Genomic DNA, 18123 nt, shown 5'->3' on the forward strand with positions numbered 1-18123 from the left:
CACAATAATGCATGTTTTCGATCTGGTCTAGTTCAAAATGCAAAAACATGCATTTTGTTTCATGTTCGGAAAATCACCCGCCCGGCCAATGACCTGGCGCGGCAATAAAGGTCAGGCCGCCAGCGTCCGGTCGTCGCGCAGCGCCGCTTTGGCGAAATCGGTGACCGCCTCCAGCGTCACCGCCGGCGCCTCGCGATGCGGCGAGTGACCGGCGCCTGCGACCACGGCGACGTCGACCGGGCAGTAGCATTCGTCCCTGGCAATCTCGACCTGGCGCATCGTGCCGTATTGATCGTCGACGCCCTGCACGATCAGCACCGGCACGCGGATATAGGCGAGGTACTCGGAGATATCCCAGTCGCGGAATTGCGGATCGAGCCAGGCGCCGTTCCAGCCATAGAACGCGTTGTCGACATCCTTGTGCCAGCGCGCCAGCTTCTCTTTGAGATTGGTGGTCTCATACGCTGTCTTGATCTCGGCGATCGATTTCACCGAGATGTCCTCGACGATGAAGTGCGGCGCGATCAGCGCGAGCCCGTGCAGGCGATGATCCTGATGCGCACCGGCATAGATCGCCGCAATCGACGCGCCGTCGGAATGGCCGACCAGGAGGCCGCGGCGGAAGCCGATCCGGTCGAGCAGTTTCGGCAGGACATCGAGCGCCTCGCGATGCATGTAATCGACCGGACGCGGCAGCTTTGCCGGCGACGAGGCGCCATAGCCGGCGCGCGAATAGACCAGCACGCCGGCGCCGGTCGCCGCCTGGAGCCTTTCCGGAAAATCGCCCCACAGGCCGACCGAGCCGAGGCCTTCATGCAGCATCACGACGGTCGGCGCTGAGTCGGGTGACGGGCCAAGCATGCGGTATTCGAGCTCGGCGCCGTCGATGCTGAGGGAGCCGTTGGGTGCGAGTGTCATACGAAGCTCCGTTCTCGATTTGCTGGCGAGGCGCGCACAACTCTCTCATTTCCTCCCCCCTTGCGGGGGAGGGGCAGGGAGAGGGGTGCCGCTTGCTCCGCTGCGCGACGGGGAGCGAAACGCCACTCTCCGCGAAATCCGTCGCCGAGATGGCGCCCCATATCTGACGTCAGCGCCCGGGGCTCACCCCTCTCCCCAACCCTCCCCCGCAAGGGGGGTGGGAGCCCGCCCAGGGTGCTCACCTCACACACGCTCACGCCAAGCTCCATGCCGGTGCTTTAGTGCTTGGCGCCCTCGCCGTCGCGCAGCTTGAAGCGCTGGATCTTGCCCGTCGCGGTCTTCGGCAAGCTCTCCACCACGTCGATCCAGCGCGGGTATTTCCAGGGGCCGATCTTCTGCTTGACGTGCTCCTTCAGCGCCTCGTGCAGGCCCTCTTTCGTGCTCTCGGGCCGCAGCACCACATAGGCCTTCGGCTTCAGCAGCCCTTCCGGATCGGCTTCCGGCACCACGGCGGCTTCCAGCACCGCGGGATGGGTGATCAGCGCGCTCTCGACCTCGAACGGCGACACCCAGATGCCCGACACCTTGAACATGTCGTCGGCTCGGCCGCAGAAGGTGTAACGGCCGTCGCTGTCGCGGATGTATTTGTCGCCGGTGCGGGTCCAGGCGCCTTCAAAAGTGGCGCGGCTCTTGGCGCGCTGGTTCCAGTAGCTCTCGCCGGCCGAGGGCGCGTCGACCAGCAGTTCGCCGACCTCGCCGTCGGCGACGTCCGCACCTAGCTCATTGACCAGCCGCACATTGTAGCCGGGCACCGGACGACCGGATGAGCCGTACTTGATGTCGCCGGGCGCGTTCGACAGGAAGATGTGCAGCAGCTCGGTCGAGCCGACGCCGTCGAGAATGTCGACGCCGAACCGCGCCTTCCAGGCATTGCCGACCGATTCCGGCAGCGCCTCGCCGGCCGAGGTGCAGACACGCAGGCGCTTGCCGCCGCCCTGCCCCTTCATCGCCTCGTCGTTCAGCATCGCCGCGAACAGCGTCGGCACGCCGAAGAAGATGCTGGGATGATACTTGTTCAGCAGTGCGAACATCACGGCCGGCGTCGGCCGCTCTGCGTTCAGCACCGTGGAGGCGCCGACCGACATCGGGAAGGTCAGCGCATTGCCGAGGCCATAGGCGAAGAACAGCTTTGCCGCCGACAGGCCGACATCGTCCTCGCGAATGCCGAGCACCTGTTTTGCGTAGGTCTCCGCGGTCGCGGCCATGTTGGAATGCAGATGGCGCACGCCCTTCGGCATGCCGGTCGAGCCCGACGAATAGAGCCAGAACGCCGGCTCGTCGGCATGGGTCGGCGCGGTCGTGAACACGTCGTTCTCGCGCGCGATCTCGTCGGCCAGCTTCTTGTAGCCGTGCGCCTCCTTGCCGGAGACGACCACGTGCTCGAGGTCGGGCATGCGGCCGATGATGTCCTTCACGACAGGCAGCAGCGCCTCGGACACGAACAGCACGCGGGCGCGGCAATCGCCGAGGATGTAGGCGTATTGCTCCGCCGTCAGCAGCGTGTTGAGCGGCACCGGAATGACGCCGGCGCGAATCGCGCCGAGGAACACGGTCGGGAAGTCGACCGTATCCAGCATGATCATGGCGACCCGCTCCTCGCGGCGGACGCCGAGCCGGCGCAGCATGTTGCCGACCCGGCGGGTCTGCTGCTGCAACTGGCCATAGGTGAGCTGGGAGACCGTGTCGTCGAAGACGATCTTGCCGCCGCGGCCCTCGTCGACATTGCGGTCGAGCAGCCAGGTGACTGCGTTGTACGTCATGCCCCGCTCCTCAGACGTGCCACCGCTCTCTCCCGTGGATATAAGAATTATAATTCATACAAAGCCACTACATTGGCTTGCTGTCAATCCTCATCGGCACTATGTTTCCTAGAGCTTTGGTCCCGATTCAATCGGGATCCGCGCCTCGCACGGGGATCATGACCGCAGACAACGATCCGGAAACCGGCTTCCTGGACCAGCTCGGCCAGCGTGTGCGCACGACGCGCGCCCTGCGCGGCATGTCGCGCAAGGTGCTCGCAAAAGTCTCCGGCATTTCCGAACGCTACATCGCCCAGCTGGAAAGCGGCAAAGGCAATGTCTCGATCGTGCTGCTGCGCCGTGTCGCAGGGGCGATGGGCGCGCATCTCGAGGACCTGATCCCCTCGGCCGAGCCGATCCCCGACTGGGCCATGATCCGCGATCTCCTGCGCAAGGCCTCGCCGAGCCAGATCGCGCAGGCCAAGGACATTCTCGCCGGCAGCAGTCCCTTGGCGCCGCGCCGCGCCTCGTTCTCCGGCATCGCGCTGATCGGGCTGCGCGGCGCCGGCAAGACCACGCTCGGCCGGATGCTGGCGAAGAAGATCGGCTGGAGCTTCGTCGAGCTCAACAAGGAGATCGAGGCGCAGAACGGCCTCTCGGTCGCCGAGATCATCGCGCTGTACGGCCAGGAAGGCTTTCGCCGCATGGAGCAGGCCGCGCTGACGCAGCTCTTGGCGCGCAAGGAATTGATGGTGCTGGCGACCGGCGGCGGCATCGTCTCCGAGGCGCTGACCTTCGATCTGATCCTGTCGTCGTTCTACACGATCTGGCTGAAGGCCGAACCCGAAGAGCACATGGCCCGCGTCCGCCGCCAGGGCGACCTCCGCCCGATGGCCGACGACCGCTCGGCGATGGCCGAGTTGCGCAACATTTTGGTCAGCCGCGAGCCGCTTTACGCGCGGGCGTCGGCGGTGGTGGACACGGCGGGGCTCAGCGTGGATGCAGCGGCGGCACGGCTGATCGATTCCGTGCGGCCGGTGCTGCAGAACGAAGCGCGGTCGTTCGGCCTGCGCAGCGTCGCGCTGTAGTCTTGTAGCATCATCTATCCCCGTCATTGCGAGCGAAGCGAAGCAATCCATCTTTCCGCGCGTGTGGATGCATGGATTGCTTCGCTTCGCTCGCAATGACGACGTGGCTTAGAGGTGAACCCTTCACAGCAGCCGGCTCTTCACATCCTCCGCGCCCTCCCGCAGCAACGGCAAAAAGCGATCGATCAACTCCTGCTTCGGCACGCGATCGACATGCGCGCCCATGTTGATGGCGGCGACGATGGTGCCGTCGTAGCGGCGCACCGGCACCGAGATCGAGCGGAAATGCGGCTCGGCCTCGCGGTCGACCAGCGAGTAGCCCTGCTTGCGGTCGGCCATGATGGTGGCGAGCAGTTTTTTCGGATCGGTCACGGTCTGCGGCGTCACCGGCTCGCGGCGCATCGCCTTCAGCCGCGCCGCGAGCTCGTTATCGTCAAGGCGGCCGAGCATGGCGCGGCCGACCGACGTACAAAACGCCGGCAGCCGGTAGCCGATATCGAGGCCGCCCGAGTACACCCGCGTCGGGCTGGAGCGCGCCACAAACACGACGTCGTCGCCGTCGAGCAGCGCGAGCGAGGCGATCTCCTGTGCTGACGTCGCGATGCGGTCGAGCACCGGCTGCAGCACCGTCACCACCTGGTTGGATTGCAGGAAGGAGCCGGCCAGCGTCAGCACATGCGGCGTCAGCGTGAACAGTTTTCCGTCGGTCGCGACGAAGCCGCCATGCGCCAGCGTGAAAAGGATGCGGCGCGCGGTGGCGCGCGGCAGGTCGGCGGCGCGGGCGAGATCGCTCAAGGTCGCAGGTCCCGTGACCGTGCCGAACACCTGCAGCAGCCGCAGGCCGCGATCGAGGCTCTCGACGAAGTCGGTGGCGCGCTCGTCCTGGTCGGTCCGTTTCAGCTTGGGCATGGGCTTCCGGCTTTGAACGGTTCAAAAATTACGCTTGCTGTCCGCGACAGACATGGCATAATTCGAACATTCGTTCAATAGGCGAACATACCTAAACCAGGAGACGCCGCCATGATGAGCCAGGAGCAGAACGATCTGATCACCCGCGTCAGCCGCAAGGACCCCTGCGGCAAGCTGATGCGGATGTACTGGCAGCCGGCGGCGCTGGTGGACGAACTGCAGGGCGAGCGGGCGGTGCGGCCGGTCAAACTGCTCGGCGAGAACCTGGTGCTGTTCCGCGACAAGGACGGCCGCTACGGGCTGATCGACCGCCACTGCGCGCATCGCGGCGCCGACCTCGCCTTCGGCCGGCTCGAGCATGGCGGGCTGCGCTGCGCCTTCCATGGCTGGCTGTTCGACACCAGCGGCCAATGCCTGGAGACGCCGGCCGAGCCGGTCGGCTCGCAGCTCTGCAAGGGCATCAAGCAGCGCGCCTATCCGGTGGTCGAGAAGAGCGGCATCCTCTGGGCCTATCTCGGCGAAGGCGAGCCGCCGGCGTTTCCGGAGCTCGACTGCTTCACCGCGCCCGACAGCCACACCTTTGCGTTCAAGGGGCATTGGGGCTGCAACTGGCTGCAGGCGCTCGAGGTCGGCATCGACCCGTCGCACGCCTCCTTCCTGCATCGCTTCTTCGAGGACGAGGACACCTCGACCGCCTACGGCAAGCAGTTCCGCGGCGCCTCCGCCGGCACCGACATGCCGATGACCAAGATCATGCGCGAGTTCGACCGTCCCATCATCAATGTCGAGCACACCGAATATGGCCTGCGCTTGATCACGCTCCGCCAGATCGACGAGGAGCGCACCCATGTGCGGGTAACCAACCAGGTGTTCCCGCACGGCTTCGTGCTGCCGATGTCGACCGAGATGACGATCACGCAGTGGCATGTGCCGGTCGATGACGAGAACTGCTACTGGTACGCGATCTTCACCAGCTTCACGAACCCGGTCGACAAGCAGAAGATGCGCGAGCAGCGGCTCGAGCTCTACGAGCTGCCGGACTACAAATCGCGCAAGAACAAGAGCAACGACTACGGCTTCGATCCGCACGAGCAGGCGACCGAGACCTATACCGGCATGGGCGCCGACATCAACGTGCACGACCAGTGGGCGGTGGAATCGATGGGCGCGATCCAGGACCGCACCAACGAGCATCTCGGCCAGAGCGACAAGGCGATCGTGCAGTATCGCCGCCTGCTGCGGGCCGAGATCGAGAAGGTTGCCGGCGGCGAGAAGCCGCTGCTGTTCCTCGATGCGGCCAGCGCGCGCAGTATCCAGGGCCCGGCGACGATGGACGGCATCGGGCCGACGCAGGGCTGGGAGCTCTACTGGATGGAAGTCGACGTCAAGCGCCGCCGCGGCGCGCCGTGGGCCGCCCCGGTGCCGCGCGAGATCGCCGGCAAGGTGCAGCATCTGACGGCGGCCGAGTGATGTTTACCTCAGCGCTGCAACGCTCCCCCCTTCACCTCGCCCCGCTTGCGGGGAGAGGTCGGATCGCGTCAGCGATCCGGGTGAGGGGGTACAGGTCTATCGACAGATCACCCCTGTGGAGAGAGCCCCTCACCCCGACCCTCTCCCCGCAAGAGCGGGGCGAGGGAGAAGAAGGAGCGACGCCGTGAGCTTCGTCGAGCGCCATGGGCTGTGGTCGGATGAGCAGAAGGAGGCGGCCAACCGCCTCCGCCGCATCGTCGAGGAGAAAAACCTCGAAGTCATCCGCCTGTCGTTCCCCGACCAGCACGGCATCTTGCGCGGCAAGACGCTGATCGCGTCCGAAGCGGTGCGCGCGCTGGAAGGCGGCTGCTCCATCACCACGTCGCTGCTGGCCAAGGACACCTCGCACAAGACGGTGTTTCCGGTGTTCAGCGCCGGCGGCGGTTTCGGCATGAAGGAGATGGAGGGCGCGGCCGACGTGCTGATGGTCGCCGACCCCACCACGTTCCGCGTGCTGCCCTGGGCCGAAAACACCGGCTGGCTGCTCTGCGATCTCCATTTCAGCGACGGACGGCCGGTGCCGTTCGCAACCCGCAATCTGTACCGCAAGGTGCTCGATCAGCTCACCAGCCGCGGCTACGACTTCGTCGCCGGCCTCGAGGTTGAATTCCATCTGTTCAAGCTCAACGACGCCCATATGGCGCCGGAGGATGCCGGCCAGCCCGGACGGCCGCCCGATGTCAGCCTGCTGTGGCACGGCTACCAGTATCTTTCCGAGCAGCGCTACGATTTGATGGAGCCGGCGCTCGAGAGCATCCGCCGCGACATCATCGCGCTCGGCCTGCCGCTGCGCTCGGTCGAGGTCGAGTTTGGCCCGAGCCAGTGCGAATTCACCTTCGCACCGACCACAGGCCTCGCGCCGGCCGACACCATGGTGCTGTTCCGCTCCGCGGTGAAGCAGATCGCGCGCCGCCACGGCACTCACGCCACCTTCATGTGCCGGCCGAAGCTACTGAATGTGTTTGCCTCCGGCTGGCACCTGCACCAGTCGCTGGTGTCGCGCGCGGGCGGCGAGAACGTGTTCATGGCAAAGGAGACCGGCGAACCCCTGAGCCCGCTCGGCCGCGCCTGGCTCGCCGGCCTGATCGAGCATGCCCGCGCATCCACCGTGTTCACGACGCCGACCATCAACGGCTACAAGCGCTACCGCTCCTATTCGCTGGCGCCGGACCGCGCGATCTGGGGCCGCGACAACCGTGGCGTGATGATTCGCGTGCTCGGCGGCGCCGGCGATTCCGCGACGCGGCTGGAGAACCGGATCGGCGAGCCGGCGGCGAATCCCTATCTCTACATGGCCTCGCAAATCCTCTCCGGCCTCGACGGCGTCGACCGCAAGCTCGATCCCGGGCCGTCGGCCGATACGCCCTACGAGACCAAGGCCGCGCTGCTGCCGAAGTCGCTGCGCGAGGCGGTGTTCGCGCTCGACGACGATCCGTTCTTCCGCCAGGCACTGGGGCCGGAGTTCGTCGACTACTACGTCCACATCAAGAACGCGGAAATCGAGCGCTTCCAGGCCGAGGTCTCGGACTGGGAGCAGCGCGAATATTTCGAGATGTTTTGAGTTTTGTCGTCCCGGCGAAGGTCGGGACGACGCCGGGGTATGTTGCACCACTGCCCAACCCGTCATCCTGAGGTGCGAGCCTCTTCGGCGAGCCTCGAAGGATGAATCGGCCCGGATGGTGGCCGTGCATCCTTCGAGGCTCGCAAGGGCTCGCGCCTCAGGATGACGGTGAAAGACTTCGCCTCAGGCTAAATCCCCAGATACTTGTGCTGCAGATCGGGCTCGGCGATCAGCTGTTCGCTCGTCCCGCTCCACACCGTCTTGCCGCGCTCGATGATGTAGTGGCGGTCGGCGATGCGGGCGAGGTTTTCGACGTTCTTGTCGATCACCAGCACCGATTGGCCGCGGCCCTTCAGCATCGACAGGCAGCTCCAGATCTCGTCGCGGATCAAGGGCGCGAGGCCTTCGGTCGCCTCGTCGAGGATCAGGAGCTTCGGATTGGTCATCAGCGCGCGGCCGATCGCCAGCATCTGCTGCTCGCCGCCGGACAGCGTGACGCCCATGTTGCTGGTGCGCTCGGCGAGCCGCGGGAACAGGGCGTGGATCTTCTCGATCGTCCAGGGATCGGAGGCGCCGAGCCGATTGCCCGAGGCGGCGACGAGGTTTTCGCGCACCGTGAGGTTCGGGAAGATCTGGCGTCCCTCCGGCACGAGGCCGATGCCGAGTTTTGCGATCTTGTAGGACGGCAGGCCGCGCACCGCCTCGCCGGCGAAGCGGATGGCGCCGGCGCGGGCCGGCGTCAGGCCCATGATCGAGCGGATGGTCGTGGTCTTGCCCATGCCGTTGCGGCCCATCAGCGCGACCATCTCGCCGGCCTTGATCTGCAGCGACAAGCCGAACAGCACTTGGCTCAGCCCGTAGCAGGTCTCGATCGCATCGACTTCGAGCAGATTGTCAGCCATGACGCGTCACCGCATGCTGTTCGCCGAGATAGGCGCGCTTGACCTCGTCGTGCTTGCGGATCGCGTCCGGCACGTCGCAGGCGATGACGCGGCCATAGACCAAGACCGTGATGCGGTCCGCGAGCGCGAACACCGCCTCCATGTCGTGCTCGACCAGCACGATGGTGACTTCCTTGCGCAGCTCCTTGAGCAGGGAAACCATCCGCGCCGATTCGGTGACGCCGAGGCCGGCCATCGGCTCGTCCAGCAGCAGCAGCTTGGGCTTGGTCGCGAGCGCGACCGCGAGCTCGAGCTCGCGCTGCTCGCCATGGCTGAGCTGCGACACCACGATATCGGCACGCTTGCCGAGGCCGACGCGCTCCAGCGCAGCCCGCGCGGCGTCGCGCAGATGTCTCTCCTTGCGCGCATTGCCCCAGAAGCGGAAGGAGTGGCCGTCATGCGCCTGGGCTGCGAGCGCGACGTTGTCGATCGCGGAAAAATCCTTCAGCAGCGAGGTGATCTGGAACGAGCGCGCCAGCCCGAGCCGGCTGCGCTTGTAGGAGGGCAGCCCCGTGACGTCGCGGCCGCCGAAATGGATGGTGCCGGAATTCGGCATCAATTGTCCGGTGAGCTGGCTGATCAGCGTGGTCTTGCCGGCGCCGTTGGGGCCGATGATGGCGTGCAGCTCGCCCGGCACGACTTCCATCGACAAATTGTCGGTCGCGGTGATGCCGCCGAAGCGGCGCACCAGATTGTCGACGCGGAGCAATGATTCAACCACGGCTCATCCTCCCGAGCAGGCCCATGATGCCGCCGCGCGCGAACAGCACGATCAGCAGCAGCACGGGGCCGAGGATCAGTCCCGAATACTCGGTGAACTGCGACAGCAGCTCCTCGAGCAGGAGATAGACGATCGCACCGATCACCGGACCGAACAGCGAGCCCATGCCGCCGAGGATCACCATCACCATCAGGTCGCCGGAGCGGGTCCAGTACATCACGGCCGGGCTGACGAAATCGGTGTTGTTGGCGAGCAGCGCGCCGGCGAGGCCGCAGATGGTGCCGGCGATGACGAAGCAGACCAGGCGGTAGCGGTTGGCATGGAAGCCGATCGCCTGCATGCGCTGCTCGTTGGAGCGGACGCCCTGCACGACAAGGCCGAATCGCGAATTGACGATGCGCCAGATCAGATAGAGGCCGCCGAACAGGCAGGCGAGGCAGAGATAATAGAACTGGTTGCGGTCCGACAGGTTGATCAGGCCGGCGAAATCGCTGCGCTTGTAGACGGTGAGGCCATCGTCGCCGCCATAACGCGACAGGCCGGAGGTGATGTAATAGGCCATCTGCGCGAAGGCGAGCGTGATCATGATGAAGTAGACGCCGCGGGTGCGCAGGCTGAGCGCGCCGACCACCAGCGCGAACAGCGCCGAGGCCGCGAGCGCCACCGGCCACTGGATGAAGCCGGAGCCGATGCCCTCGGCGGCGAGAATGCCGACCGCATAGCCGCCGATGCCGAGATAGGCGGCGTGGCCAAAACTCATCATGCCGCCATAGCCCATGATCAGGTTCAGGCTGGCGGCGGCCAGCGCGAAGATCACGATGCGGGTGAACAGCGTGAGGATGAAGATGTTTCCGGTCGCCGCCGAATAGACCGGCAGCAGCACCAGGGCGGCGCAGACGAGCGCCGCGACGGCGCTGGAGGCGTTGAGCTTGGGCTTCATCGTTTGGCCGCCGGAAACAGCCCTTCAGGCCGGACCACGAGAACGATCGCCATCAACAGATAGATCAGCATCGAGGACAGCGCCGGCGCCGCGGTCGAGGCCGCCGCGCCGCTCAAGACCTTGCGCAAGAGATCCGGCAGGAAGGCGCGGCCAAGCGTATCGATCATGCCGACGAAGATCGCGGCCATGAAGGCGCCGCGGATCGAGCCGATGCCGCCGATCACGATGATGACGAAGGCCAAAATCAAAATGTTCTCGCCCATGCCGATCTGCACGGTGAGAATCGGCGCCTGCATCAGCCCGGCAAGGCCGGCGAGCGCGGCGCCAAGGCCGAACACCAGCGTGAACAGCAGCTTGATGTTGATGCCGAGCGCGCCGATCATCTCGCGGTTGGAGGCGCCGGCGCGGATCAGCATGCCGACGCGGGTGCGCATCACGACGAGGTAGAGCAGCGCGGCGACCGCGAGCGCGACCAGAATGATCATCAGCCGGTAGGCCGGATAGTAGACACCCGGGATGATCTGCACCGGCACTGTCAGCCAGGTCGGCAGCGGCAGCGCCAGGCCGGCGGGGCCCCAGATCAGCCTGACAGCGTCGTTGAAGAACAGGATCAGGCCGAAGGTCGCCAGCACCTGGTCGAGGTGGTCGCGGCCGTAGAGATGTCTGAGCGCGCTGAATTCGAGCACGATGCCGAGCAGCAGCGTGGCGCCAAGCGCCAGCAGCGCGCCGAGCACAAAACTGCCGGTCCAGGCTACGAAGGTCGCGGCGAAATAGGCGCCCATCATGTAGAGCGAGCCGTGCGCCAGGTTGACGAAGTCCATGATGCCGAACACCAGCGTCAGGCCGGCCGCCAGCAGGAACAGCAGGAGCCCGAATTGCAGGCCGTTCAGCAGTTGTTCGATGACAAGATACATCGTGAGGCTACGTCACCTTCAAATGAAAACAGCGGCAGCGCGAGCACGCCGCCGCTTATACGGCTTGTTGTTCTCCCTCGCCCCGCTCTTGCGGGGAGAGGGCGGGGTGAGGGGCTATCTCCACAGATTAGATTCGCGGAGAGTCCCCCTCACCCGATTGCTTCGCACATAGCCGAAGCTATGCTTCGGCGTCCTTCTTCAAGAACGGCCGCCGGAGGCGGCCTATGCTCTCCCCGCAAGCGGGGCGAGGTGAAGATAAAGCAAGCCGCGGGCCAAAGATTGCCCAGTGGTTATTTCATCGGGCACTTGTCGTGGAAGCGATCCTGATCGTCCTTGACGATGGTCGCAACCGTCTTCAGCGAGAGCTGGCCGTCGGCGTCCTTGACCACGTCCTGCAGATAGAAGTTCTGGATCGGGATGTGGTTGTTGCCGTATTTGAACGGACCGCGCACCGATTTGAAGTTCGCCTTCTCCATCTCCGCCTTCATCGCGTCCTTCTTGGTGAGGTCGCCCTTCACCGCGATGACAGCGCTGTTGATCAGGTTGGCCGCATCATAGGCCTGTGCACCGTAGAACGACGGGCGCAGCCCGGGATACTTCTTGCGGTAGTCGGCGACGAACTTCTTGTTCTCTTCGTTCGGCAGGTCGTTGACCCATTGCTGGGTGCCGGGAACGCCGATCGCATTGTCCTTCTGCAGCGGCAGCGTCGTTTCGTCGATGGTGAAGGCGGTATAGAGCGGGATCTGCTGCTTGATGCCGGCCTGGGTGTACTGGTTGAGGAACTGGACGCCGGCGGCGCCCGGATAGAACACGAAGATCGATTCCGCGCCCGAGTTGCGCGCCTTGGTCAGTTCGGCCGAGAAGTCGAGCTGGCTCGGCCACACCGTATACTCCTCGCCGACCACCTGGCCCTTGAAAGTGCTCTTGACGCCCGCGAGCATGTCCTTGCCTGCGGCATAGTTCGGGCCGATCAGGAACGCCGACTTGACGCCCTTCTGGGTCATGTAGGTGCCCATGGCCTGGGGCGTCTGGTCGTTCTGCCAGGAGGTCGAGAACACATAGGGCGAGCACAATTCGCCCGCGAGCTGCGACGGACCGGCATTGGCCGAGATCAGGAATGTTTTGGAATCCACCGCGGTCTTCAGCGAGGCCAGCAGCACGTTCGACCAGATATAGCCGACGATGAAATCGACCTTGTCGGACTGGATCAGCTTCTCGGTCTTCTGCTTGCCCACATCGGGCTTCTGCTGGTCGTCCTCGTAGATCACCTCGACCGGCTTGCCGTCGATCTTGCGCCCGAGATGGTCGAGCGCGAGCTCGAACGAATTGCGCATGTCGTTGCCGATCACGGCGGTCGGGCCGCTGAAGGTCGAGACGAAGCCGATCTTGACGCTGTCAGCCGCCGTCGCGGGCTGCGCCAGCGCCAAACCCATGGCGCCTGCCAGCCAAAATGCCTTTTTCATATTCACTCCCCTCCTCAACCAAAATGTCCCGCCAGCCCTTCGCAGCCCTTGGAAGCCGGTCTGGCGCCGCGCTTGTCCGCGCGGTTCTCATGATCTGTTTTGTGCGCGAAATCGCAACTCTGCAGCAAGCACGAACCGAGGGCCCGGCGTTAGAACCTTCGGCGCATACCCCAGCACCTTGCACCATAATTCGTCCAATCCGGCCATGGCAAGAAATATAATGCCGGTTGCGAGGGCAACGATTGTCGCAGGCCCAAGCCGCTCGAGGCGGGTCGAGCGAGATTTACGCATTCGGGAAAGCGATCGGAAACCACGCCCCCGCCGGCCGGCCGTCCCTTCATGGTCCGGAAAGCATTCCGAAGCGAGGGTCGGCCGGATAGGGGCGTTTCACATGTTGAATTACCTGTTCGGCTTCAACGCCAGGATGGGCCGATTGGCCTTCTTCTTCTCCTCCTTCGTGGTCGGCGTCGGCTTTGTGATGCTGGCCTACGGGGCCACCGGCAACGTGCCGTCGAGCGGCAGGATGGATGTGCTGCTGGCGCAGGCATCGGCCAGCCAGCCGCTACTGTTCGCCTTCTACGGCGTGCTCGTGATCTGCTTCATGCTGCAATCGATGCGCGTGCGCGACATCGGATGGGATCCGGTCTGCGTGATGGCCGGGTGGATCGCCCTCATGGTGATCGACTGGACCGTCGCGCAAAAATTCCCGGAATATGCCCTGACCTACCAGCACACCGGCACGGCGGTCGGCGCGCTTGCCAATGCTGCGCTCAATCTCGTCCTGCTGTTCTGGCCGAGTGGCGGCCTCTACAAGGAACAGGAGCCGGACGATGCCGGCAGTGACGGCGCCTGGCCAAGCGTGCCACCAGCCGCAGCCACGAGCCGCATCGCCCGGATCGCCGGCGGCGAATTCGGCGGCAAGGCGCGGTAACGAGACTCTTTCCGCGTCATTGCGAGCCAACCGGTCGCGCGAACGCGCGCCCGATGACAGGCTCCGCGAAGCAATCCATCGAGCCTCATACGCGGAAGCATGGATTGCTTCGTCGCTTCGCTCCTCGCAATGACGATCACCCCTCATCCACCGCCCAATCAGCGCCGTCGATGGCGTAGGCGGCGTGGCGGAAATCCCTGATCGCGGCGACCTTGTCGGCGGACCAGGCGAGCAGCATGAATGATTTCGGCGCAGCACCCGGCGCGGCCGGGTCGAACACAAGAATCGCAGGACGTCCTTCGACCTGCCCCGGCACCAGATGCCAATCGGTGGCGCGTGAATAGTTGGTGAAGTAGCGCGACACCTCGGCCTTGCCGTTCAGGCGCGTCCGGTTGACGAGCTCGAGCCTGATGTCGTCGGCAATCATGGCGCGGACGGCATCGAAGTCGTGGGCATTGAAATGGCTGACATAGGCGTTCAGCCGGCTGCGATCAGCCTCCGACAGGCCGGGCCGCGGCGCGTCGTCCGGCTCCTGCGCCAGCACGCGCAGCTGGGTGCGGCCGCGATGCAGCGCCGCCTTCACTGCCGGCAGGCTGAAGTCCATGATGCCGCAGACCTCCTGCAGCGAGCAACCGAGCACATCCATCAGAATCACGCTGGCGCGCTGCGCCACCGGCAGGCGCATGAAGGTGCGCAGGCTGCTCGCGGCGATCTCGCGGCGGGCGATGTCGTCAAGCTCTCCGGCCATCATGTCCACCTCCTCCGGCGCGTGGAGCGCGTCCTGGCGGTTGCGCCGCCTGAGGAAATCGAGCGCGGTGTTGTGGGCGATCCGGAACAGCCAGGCCTCGACGTTCTGGATCGGGGCGGCGGACGCGAACGCCTCCACCGCCTTGATCAGCGCGTCCTGCAGCACATCCTCGCCGTCGATCACCGAGCCGACCATGCGCGCGCAATAGCGATGCAGCCTGGGCCGCAACGCCGCGAGCAGCGCGTCGACGTCGGCTCGGGGCATCTGAGGTGGTGACGTCATGATGGCTCCGCCGGATCGGTTGATGGCTCGCCGGTTCACGGCTCATCCAGCATACGATAATTGCCGACGATCACCGCACTGCGAACCAGCGGCGGCTCGGCGCAGCGATCGCGGATGCCGTCCTGGAAGGCCTGGAACGCGGCCAGCTTCGGGATCGGGCTCGAACCGTCCGCGGCCGCGGTCTCGACCATGTGGATGAAGGTGTCGTCCTCCAGCCGCAGCGTCAGATAACGCACGCCGTCCGGGCTTGCCGCCTTCAGCTCGGCGAACACCGCCGAAACCAGCTCGGCATTCTTCTCCGCCATCTCCGGTTTCGCCTTGTACCTGATCAGGGTCCGTCTCATCGCAGCTTCCTTGGCCTGGTTTGGCGGCCGCTGAAAGGCCGCGTCACCCCCAAGGACGTTTGCCGGCCGGCAAAGGATGCGGTCCGGCAAAAACAATTTTGCCCCGCATCCTTTGCCCGTTCCGGATCGTCCTTGCCGACGAAGCGCGCCGCAACCCTGCGGCACGCCAACGGAGAACGACCATGCAGACCCCTCAGCAGCGCGCCGAACAGCGCTGGGTGCTCGGCCTCACCGCGCTGGCATCCTTCATGATGGCGCTGGACGCCATGATCATGACCACGGCCTTCGCGACCATCCGCGCCGATTTCGGCAGCCCGGTGGAGACGCTGCAATGGACTGTGAACGCCTTCAATCTGACCTTCGCGGTGCTGCTGCTGACTGGCGCTGCGCTCGGCGACCGTTTCGGGCGGCGCCGGATGTTCGCGGCCGGCATCGCGCTGTTCGTCGTGGCATCCGCGGCCTGCGCGCTGGCCGGCAACGCCGCGGCGCTGATCGCTGCGCGCGCCTTGCAGGGCGCCGGCGCGGCGCTGGTGATGCCGCTGGCGATGGCGATCCTCAGCGGCGCGTTTGGCCGCGAGGAGCGCGCCCGCGCGCTCGGCATTTTCAGCGGCATCACCGGCTGCGCGTTGATCATCGGCCCGGCGATCGGCGGCTTCATCACCGAGCATCTCGGCTGGCGCTGGATCTTCTGGATCAACCTGCCGATCGGCCTGGTCGCGATCGCGCTGGTGATGGCGCGGCTGCGCGAAAGTTTTGGCGTGCCAGCGCCGCTCGACGTCGCCGGACTGTCGATGGTCGCGCTCGCCGCGCTGGCGCTGGTCTGGGCTCTCTTGCGCGGCAACAGCGTCGGATGGGCAAGCGCGGAGGTGACCGGCGCGCTGATCGCCGGCGCCGCGCTGGCTGTGACGTTCGTGCTGTGGGAACTGCGTGCGAGCAGCCCGATGGTGCCGATGCGCCTGTTCGCGGCACGACCGTTTGCGTCCGGCATAGCTGCCAGCGTGCTGTTCTATGCCGCGATGTACGGCGTTCTGTTCCTGCTGCCGCAGTTCCTGCAGATCGCGCTCGGCTTCGACGCCTTCGGCGCCGGGCTCCGTCTGGTACCATGGACCGCGACATTGTTCGTCACGGCGCCGATCGCCGGCGCCGCCGTCAACCGGTTCGGCGAGCGCACGCTGGTCGTCACCGGGCTGCTGATGCAGGCGATCGGTCTCGGCTGGATCAGCGAGATCGTGAGCCCGGCCGTATCCTATTCCGCCCTGGTCGCGCCGCTGGTGCTTGCCGGCGTCGGCGTGTCGATGGCGATGCCGGCCGCGCAGAACGCGGTGCTGAGCGCGGTCGCGGTCAGCGAGATGGGCAAGGCGTCGGGCATCTTCAACATGGGCCGCTTCCTCGGCGGGATGTTCGGCATCGCGGCGCTGGTGGCGAGTTTCTCCGCCAATGGTGCCGCCGATTCATCCGGACATTTCAGCAGCGGATTCGCGGCGGCGATGAGCCTTGCGGCAACGCTGTCACTGGCCGGCGCGGTCGCGGGACTGTTCCTGCCGACGCGGCGGCGCGTTGTCGCCGCCACCGCCACGCCGCAGGATGCGTAAGGCTTGCAGCGATTGGCTTTCGCTATCGGGCGATCAGGCAATGCGTATTGGAATGAGGCTGCGAATGAATACATAATCGAATGACGAAGCCGTTCGGAACCGAGGCGACATCAGATGACGCAAGCGCCGGCCAGACCCCATCGCGTGGTGATCGTCGGCGCCGGTTTCGGCGGGCTCGAAGCCGCCTTCGGGCTCAAGGGCGCGCCGGTCGAGATCACGCTGATCGACCGCCGCAACCATCATCTGTTCCAGCCGCTGCTCTACCAGGTCGCGACCGCGTCGCTGGCGACCAGCGAGATCGCCTGGCCGATCCGCTATCTGCTGCGCGACCGGCCCGAAGTGACGACGCTGTTTGCCAATGTCGGCGGCGTCGACGCGGCGAACAAGCGCGTGCTGCTCGACGACGGCGGCAGCGTTCCCTACGACACGCTGATCCTCGCCACCGGCGCGCGCCACGCCTATTTCGGCCATGACGAATGGGAGCCGTTCGCGCCCGGACTGAAGACGCTGGAGGACGCCACCACGCTCAGGCGGCGCATCCTGGTCGCGTTCGAGCGCGCCGAGCGCGAGACCGATCCGGAGGTGCGCGCGGCACTGCTGACCTTTGTCGTGATCGGCGCCGGCCCGACCGGCGTCGAGATGGCCGGCACCATCGCCGACCTCGCCCGGGACACGCTGCCGCGCGACTTCCGCCATATCGACACGCGGATGGCGCGCGTGGTGCTGATCGAGGCCGGCCCGCGCGTGCTGCCGGCGTTTCCGGATGATCTCTCCGCCTATGCACAGCGCGCGCTGGAGAGCCTCGGGGTCGAGGTGGTGCTCGGTCAGCCCGTCACCGAATGCACCGCCGACGGCGTGGTCTATGGCGGCAACAAGCTTGCGGCGCGCACCATCGTCTGGGCCGCCGGCGTGCGTGCCTCGCGCGCCGCCGAATGGCTGGGCGCGCCGGCCGACCGCGCGCAGCGGCTGCAGGTCGAGCCTGATCTGACCGTGCCCGGCCATCCCGAAATTTTCGCGGTCGGCGACACTGTCACCATCAAGGGCCCCGACGGCAAGCAGGTGCCCGGCATCGCGCCGGCCGCCAAGCAGGAGGGCCGCTACGCCGCGGCGCTGATCAAGGCGCGGCTCAACGGCGAGACGCTGCCGCCGTTCCGCTACAAGCACGCCGGCAACCTCGCCCAGATCGGCAAGCGGCTCGCCGTGATCGATTTCGGCTGGATGAAGCTGCGCGGCGCGCTGGCGTGGTGGATCTGGGGCATCGCCCACATCTACTTCCTGATCGGCCTGCGCAACCGCATCGCGGTCGCGCTGAACTGGCTCTGGATCCACGCCCGCAACCAGCGCGCCGCGCGGCTGATCACCCAGGGCAGCAGCAAGGTCGCGCAATAGGCGTCACGCGCGCAAGTGAGGTGAGCACCATAGTCAGGCTCCCTCTCCCCTTG

At 65.8% G+C, this 18123-nt stretch carries 16 protein-coding genes; 6 read left to right on the forward strand and 10 right to left on the reverse strand.

The window, feature by feature from the left end; all coding sequences use genetic code 11:
• Nucleotides 1-111: 111 nt before the first annotated feature.
• Together CI41S_RS07825 and CI41S_RS07830 are read right to left on the reverse strand one after the other, a co-directional pair.
• Nucleotides 112-918, reverse strand: coding sequence for an alpha/beta fold hydrolase (locus CI41S_RS07825; protein ID WP_139858244.1), 807 nt, complete (start codon nucleotides 916-918; stop codon nucleotides 112-114).
• 278 nt (nucleotides 919-1196) lie between these two features.
• Complete coding sequence (locus CI41S_RS07830; RefSeq protein ID WP_139858247.1) at nucleotides 1197-2738, reverse strand: benzoate-CoA ligase family protein; 1542 nt, start codon at nucleotides 2736-2738, stop codon at nucleotides 1197-1199.
• Between the two features lie 158 nt (nucleotides 2739-2896).
• Here CI41S_RS07830 and CI41S_RS07835 point away from each other — a divergent pair, with 158 nt between their 5' ends.
• Nucleotides 2897-3805 carry a helix-turn-helix transcriptional regulator gene (locus CI41S_RS07835; protein ID WP_139480360.1) on the forward strand — a complete coding sequence of 303 codons (909 nt, stop codon included), beginning with the start codon at nucleotides 2897-2899 and terminating at the stop codon, nucleotides 3803-3805.
• Nucleotides 3806-3928: 123 nt separating this feature from the next.
• Here CI41S_RS07835 and CI41S_RS07840 read toward each other — a convergent pair whose 3' ends face one another.
• A complete protein-coding gene (locus CI41S_RS07840) occupies nucleotides 3929-4714 on the reverse strand; it encodes an IclR family transcriptional regulator domain-containing protein (RefSeq protein WP_139858250.1) in 786 nt (261 codons plus the stop codon).
• A 111-nt stretch (nucleotides 4715-4825) separates the two neighbouring features.
• Here CI41S_RS07840 and CI41S_RS07845 point away from each other — a divergent pair, with 111 nt between their 5' ends.
• Together CI41S_RS07845 and CI41S_RS07850 are read left to right on the forward strand one after the other, a co-directional pair.
• A complete protein-coding gene (locus CI41S_RS07845; protein ID WP_139858253.1) occupies nucleotides 4826-6184 on the forward strand; it encodes an aromatic ring-hydroxylating dioxygenase subunit alpha in 1359 nt (452 codons plus the stop codon).
• Nucleotides 6185-6368: 184 nt separating this feature from the next.
• A complete protein-coding gene (locus tag CI41S_RS07850; RefSeq protein ID WP_139858257.1) occupies nucleotides 6369-7805 on the forward strand; it encodes a glutamine synthetase family protein in 1437 nt (478 codons plus the stop codon).
• A gap of 188 nt (nucleotides 7806-7993) precedes the next feature.
• Here the strand turns inward: CI41S_RS07850 and CI41S_RS07855 are convergent, their stop codons facing one another.
• From CI41S_RS07855 to CI41S_RS07875, 5 genes are all read right to left on the reverse strand, one after another.
• Nucleotides 7994-8707 carry an ABC transporter ATP-binding protein gene (locus CI41S_RS07855; protein WP_139858260.1) on the reverse strand — a complete coding sequence of 238 codons (714 nt, stop codon included), beginning with the start codon at nucleotides 8705-8707 and terminating at the stop codon, nucleotides 7994-7996.
• Nucleotides 8700-9467 (reverse strand): ABC transporter ATP-binding protein, encoded by a 768-nt coding sequence (locus CI41S_RS07860; protein ID WP_139858263.1) that lies wholly within the window; start codon nucleotides 9465-9467, stop codon nucleotides 8700-8702. The genes CI41S_RS07855 and CI41S_RS07860 overlap by 8 nt, the downstream gene beginning before the upstream one ends.
• The gene (locus tag CI41S_RS07865) at nucleotides 9460-10407 is read right to left on the reverse strand and encodes a branched-chain amino acid ABC transporter permease (RefSeq protein ID WP_139480366.1); all 948 of its coding nucleotides are present in this window, start codon (nucleotides 10405-10407) and stop codon (nucleotides 9460-9462) included. The genes CI41S_RS07860 and CI41S_RS07865 overlap by 8 nt, the downstream gene beginning before the upstream one ends.
• The gene (locus CI41S_RS07870; RefSeq protein ID WP_139858267.1) at nucleotides 10404-11321 is read right to left on the reverse strand and encodes a branched-chain amino acid ABC transporter permease; all 918 of its coding nucleotides are present in this window, start codon (nucleotides 11319-11321) and stop codon (nucleotides 10404-10406) included. The genes CI41S_RS07865 and CI41S_RS07870 overlap by 4 nt, the downstream gene beginning before the upstream one ends.
• Nucleotides 11322-11611: 290 nt before the next feature.
• Complete coding sequence (locus tag CI41S_RS07875; RefSeq protein WP_139858283.1) at nucleotides 11612-12784, reverse strand: ABC transporter substrate-binding protein; 1173 nt, start codon at nucleotides 12782-12784, stop codon at nucleotides 11612-11614.
• 391 nt (nucleotides 12785-13175) lie between these two features.
• Between CI41S_RS07875 and CI41S_RS07880 the strand changes: the two genes are divergently transcribed.
• Nucleotides 13176-13715 (forward strand): DUF805 domain-containing protein, encoded by a 540-nt coding sequence (locus CI41S_RS07880; RefSeq protein WP_139858285.1) that lies wholly within the window; start codon nucleotides 13176-13178, stop codon nucleotides 13713-13715.
• Nucleotides 13716-13851: 136 nt separating this feature from the next.
• Here CI41S_RS07880 and CI41S_RS07885 read toward each other — a convergent pair whose 3' ends face one another.
• Both CI41S_RS07885 and CI41S_RS07890 read right to left on the reverse strand, forming a co-directional pair.
• Nucleotides 13852-14745, reverse strand: a complete 894-nt coding sequence (locus CI41S_RS07885; RefSeq protein ID WP_139858288.1) for a sigma-70 family RNA polymerase sigma factor — start codon at nucleotides 14743-14745, stop codon at nucleotides 13852-13854.
• A 35-nt stretch (nucleotides 14746-14780) separates the two neighbouring features.
• Nucleotides 14781-15089, reverse strand: coding sequence for a hypothetical protein (locus CI41S_RS07890; RefSeq protein WP_139858290.1), 309 nt, complete (start codon nucleotides 15087-15089; stop codon nucleotides 14781-14783).
• Between the two features lie 182 nt (nucleotides 15090-15271).
• Here CI41S_RS07890 and CI41S_RS07895 point away from each other — a divergent pair, with 182 nt between their 5' ends.
• Nucleotides 15272-16681, forward strand: coding sequence for an MFS transporter (locus CI41S_RS07895; protein ID WP_139858292.1), 1410 nt, complete (start codon nucleotides 15272-15274; stop codon nucleotides 16679-16681).
• A 114-nt stretch (nucleotides 16682-16795) separates the two neighbouring features.
• The gene (locus tag CI41S_RS07900) at nucleotides 16796-18070 is read left to right on the forward strand and encodes an NAD(P)/FAD-dependent oxidoreductase (RefSeq protein ID WP_139858295.1); all 1275 of its coding nucleotides are present in this window, start codon (nucleotides 16796-16798) and stop codon (nucleotides 18068-18070) included.
• Nucleotides 18071-18123: the final 53 nt, after the last annotated feature.

This window comes from Bradyrhizobium ivorense, from assembly GCF_900696085.1.
Classification (GTDB): Bacteria; Pseudomonadota; Alphaproteobacteria; order Rhizobiales; family Xanthobacteraceae; genus Bradyrhizobium; species Bradyrhizobium ivorense.

Bases quoted from the DNA above. Each gene is read 5' to 3' on its own strand.
- CI41S_RS07825 (WP_139858244.1), bottom strand. From the start codon at position 918: ATGACACTCGCACCCAACGGCTCCCTCAGCATCGACGGCGCCGAGCTC.
- CI41S_RS07830 (WP_139858247.1), bottom strand. From the start codon at position 2,738: ATGACGTACAACGCAGTCACCTGGCTGCTCGACCGCAATGTCGACGAG.
- CI41S_RS07835 (WP_139480360.1), top strand. From the start codon at position 2,897: ATGACCGCAGACAACGATCCGGAAACCGGCTTCCTGGACCAGCTCGGC.
- CI41S_RS07840 (WP_139858250.1), bottom strand. From the start codon at position 4,714: ATGCCCAAGCTGAAACGGACCGACCAGGACGAGCGCGCCACCGACTTC.
- CI41S_RS07845 (WP_139858253.1), top strand. From the start codon at position 4,826: ATGATGAGCCAGGAGCAGAACGATCTGATCACCCGCGTCAGCCGCAAG.
- CI41S_RS07855 (WP_139858260.1), bottom strand. From the start codon at position 8,707: ATGGCTGACAATCTGCTCGAAGTCGATGCGATCGAGACCTGCTACGGG.
- CI41S_RS07865 (WP_139480366.1), bottom strand. From the start codon at position 10,407: ATGAAGCCCAAGCTCAACGCCTCCAGCGCCGTCGCGGCGCTCGTCTGC.
- CI41S_RS07870 (WP_139858267.1), bottom strand. From the start codon at position 11,321: ATGTATCTTGTCATCGAACAACTGCTGAACGGCCTGCAATTCGGGCTC.
- CI41S_RS07875 (WP_139858283.1), bottom strand. From the start codon at position 12,784: ATGAAAAAGGCATTTTGGCTGGCAGGCGCCATGGGTTTGGCGCTGGCG.
- CI41S_RS07880 (WP_139858285.1), top strand. From the start codon at position 13,176: ATGTTGAATTACCTGTTCGGCTTCAACGCCAGGATGGGCCGATTGGCC.
- CI41S_RS07885 (WP_139858288.1), bottom strand. From the start codon at position 14,745: ATGACGTCACCACCTCAGATGCCCCGAGCCGACGTCGACGCGCTGCTC.
- CI41S_RS07890 (WP_139858290.1), bottom strand. From the start codon at position 15,089: ATGAGACGGACCCTGATCAGGTACAAGGCGAAACCGGAGATGGCGGAG.
- CI41S_RS07895 (WP_139858292.1), top strand. From the start codon at position 15,272: ATGCAGACCCCTCAGCAGCGCGCCGAACAGCGCTGGGTGCTCGGCCTC.
- CI41S_RS07900 (WP_139858295.1), top strand. From the start codon at position 16,796: ATGACGCAAGCGCCGGCCAGACCCCATCGCGTGGTGATCGTCGGCGCC.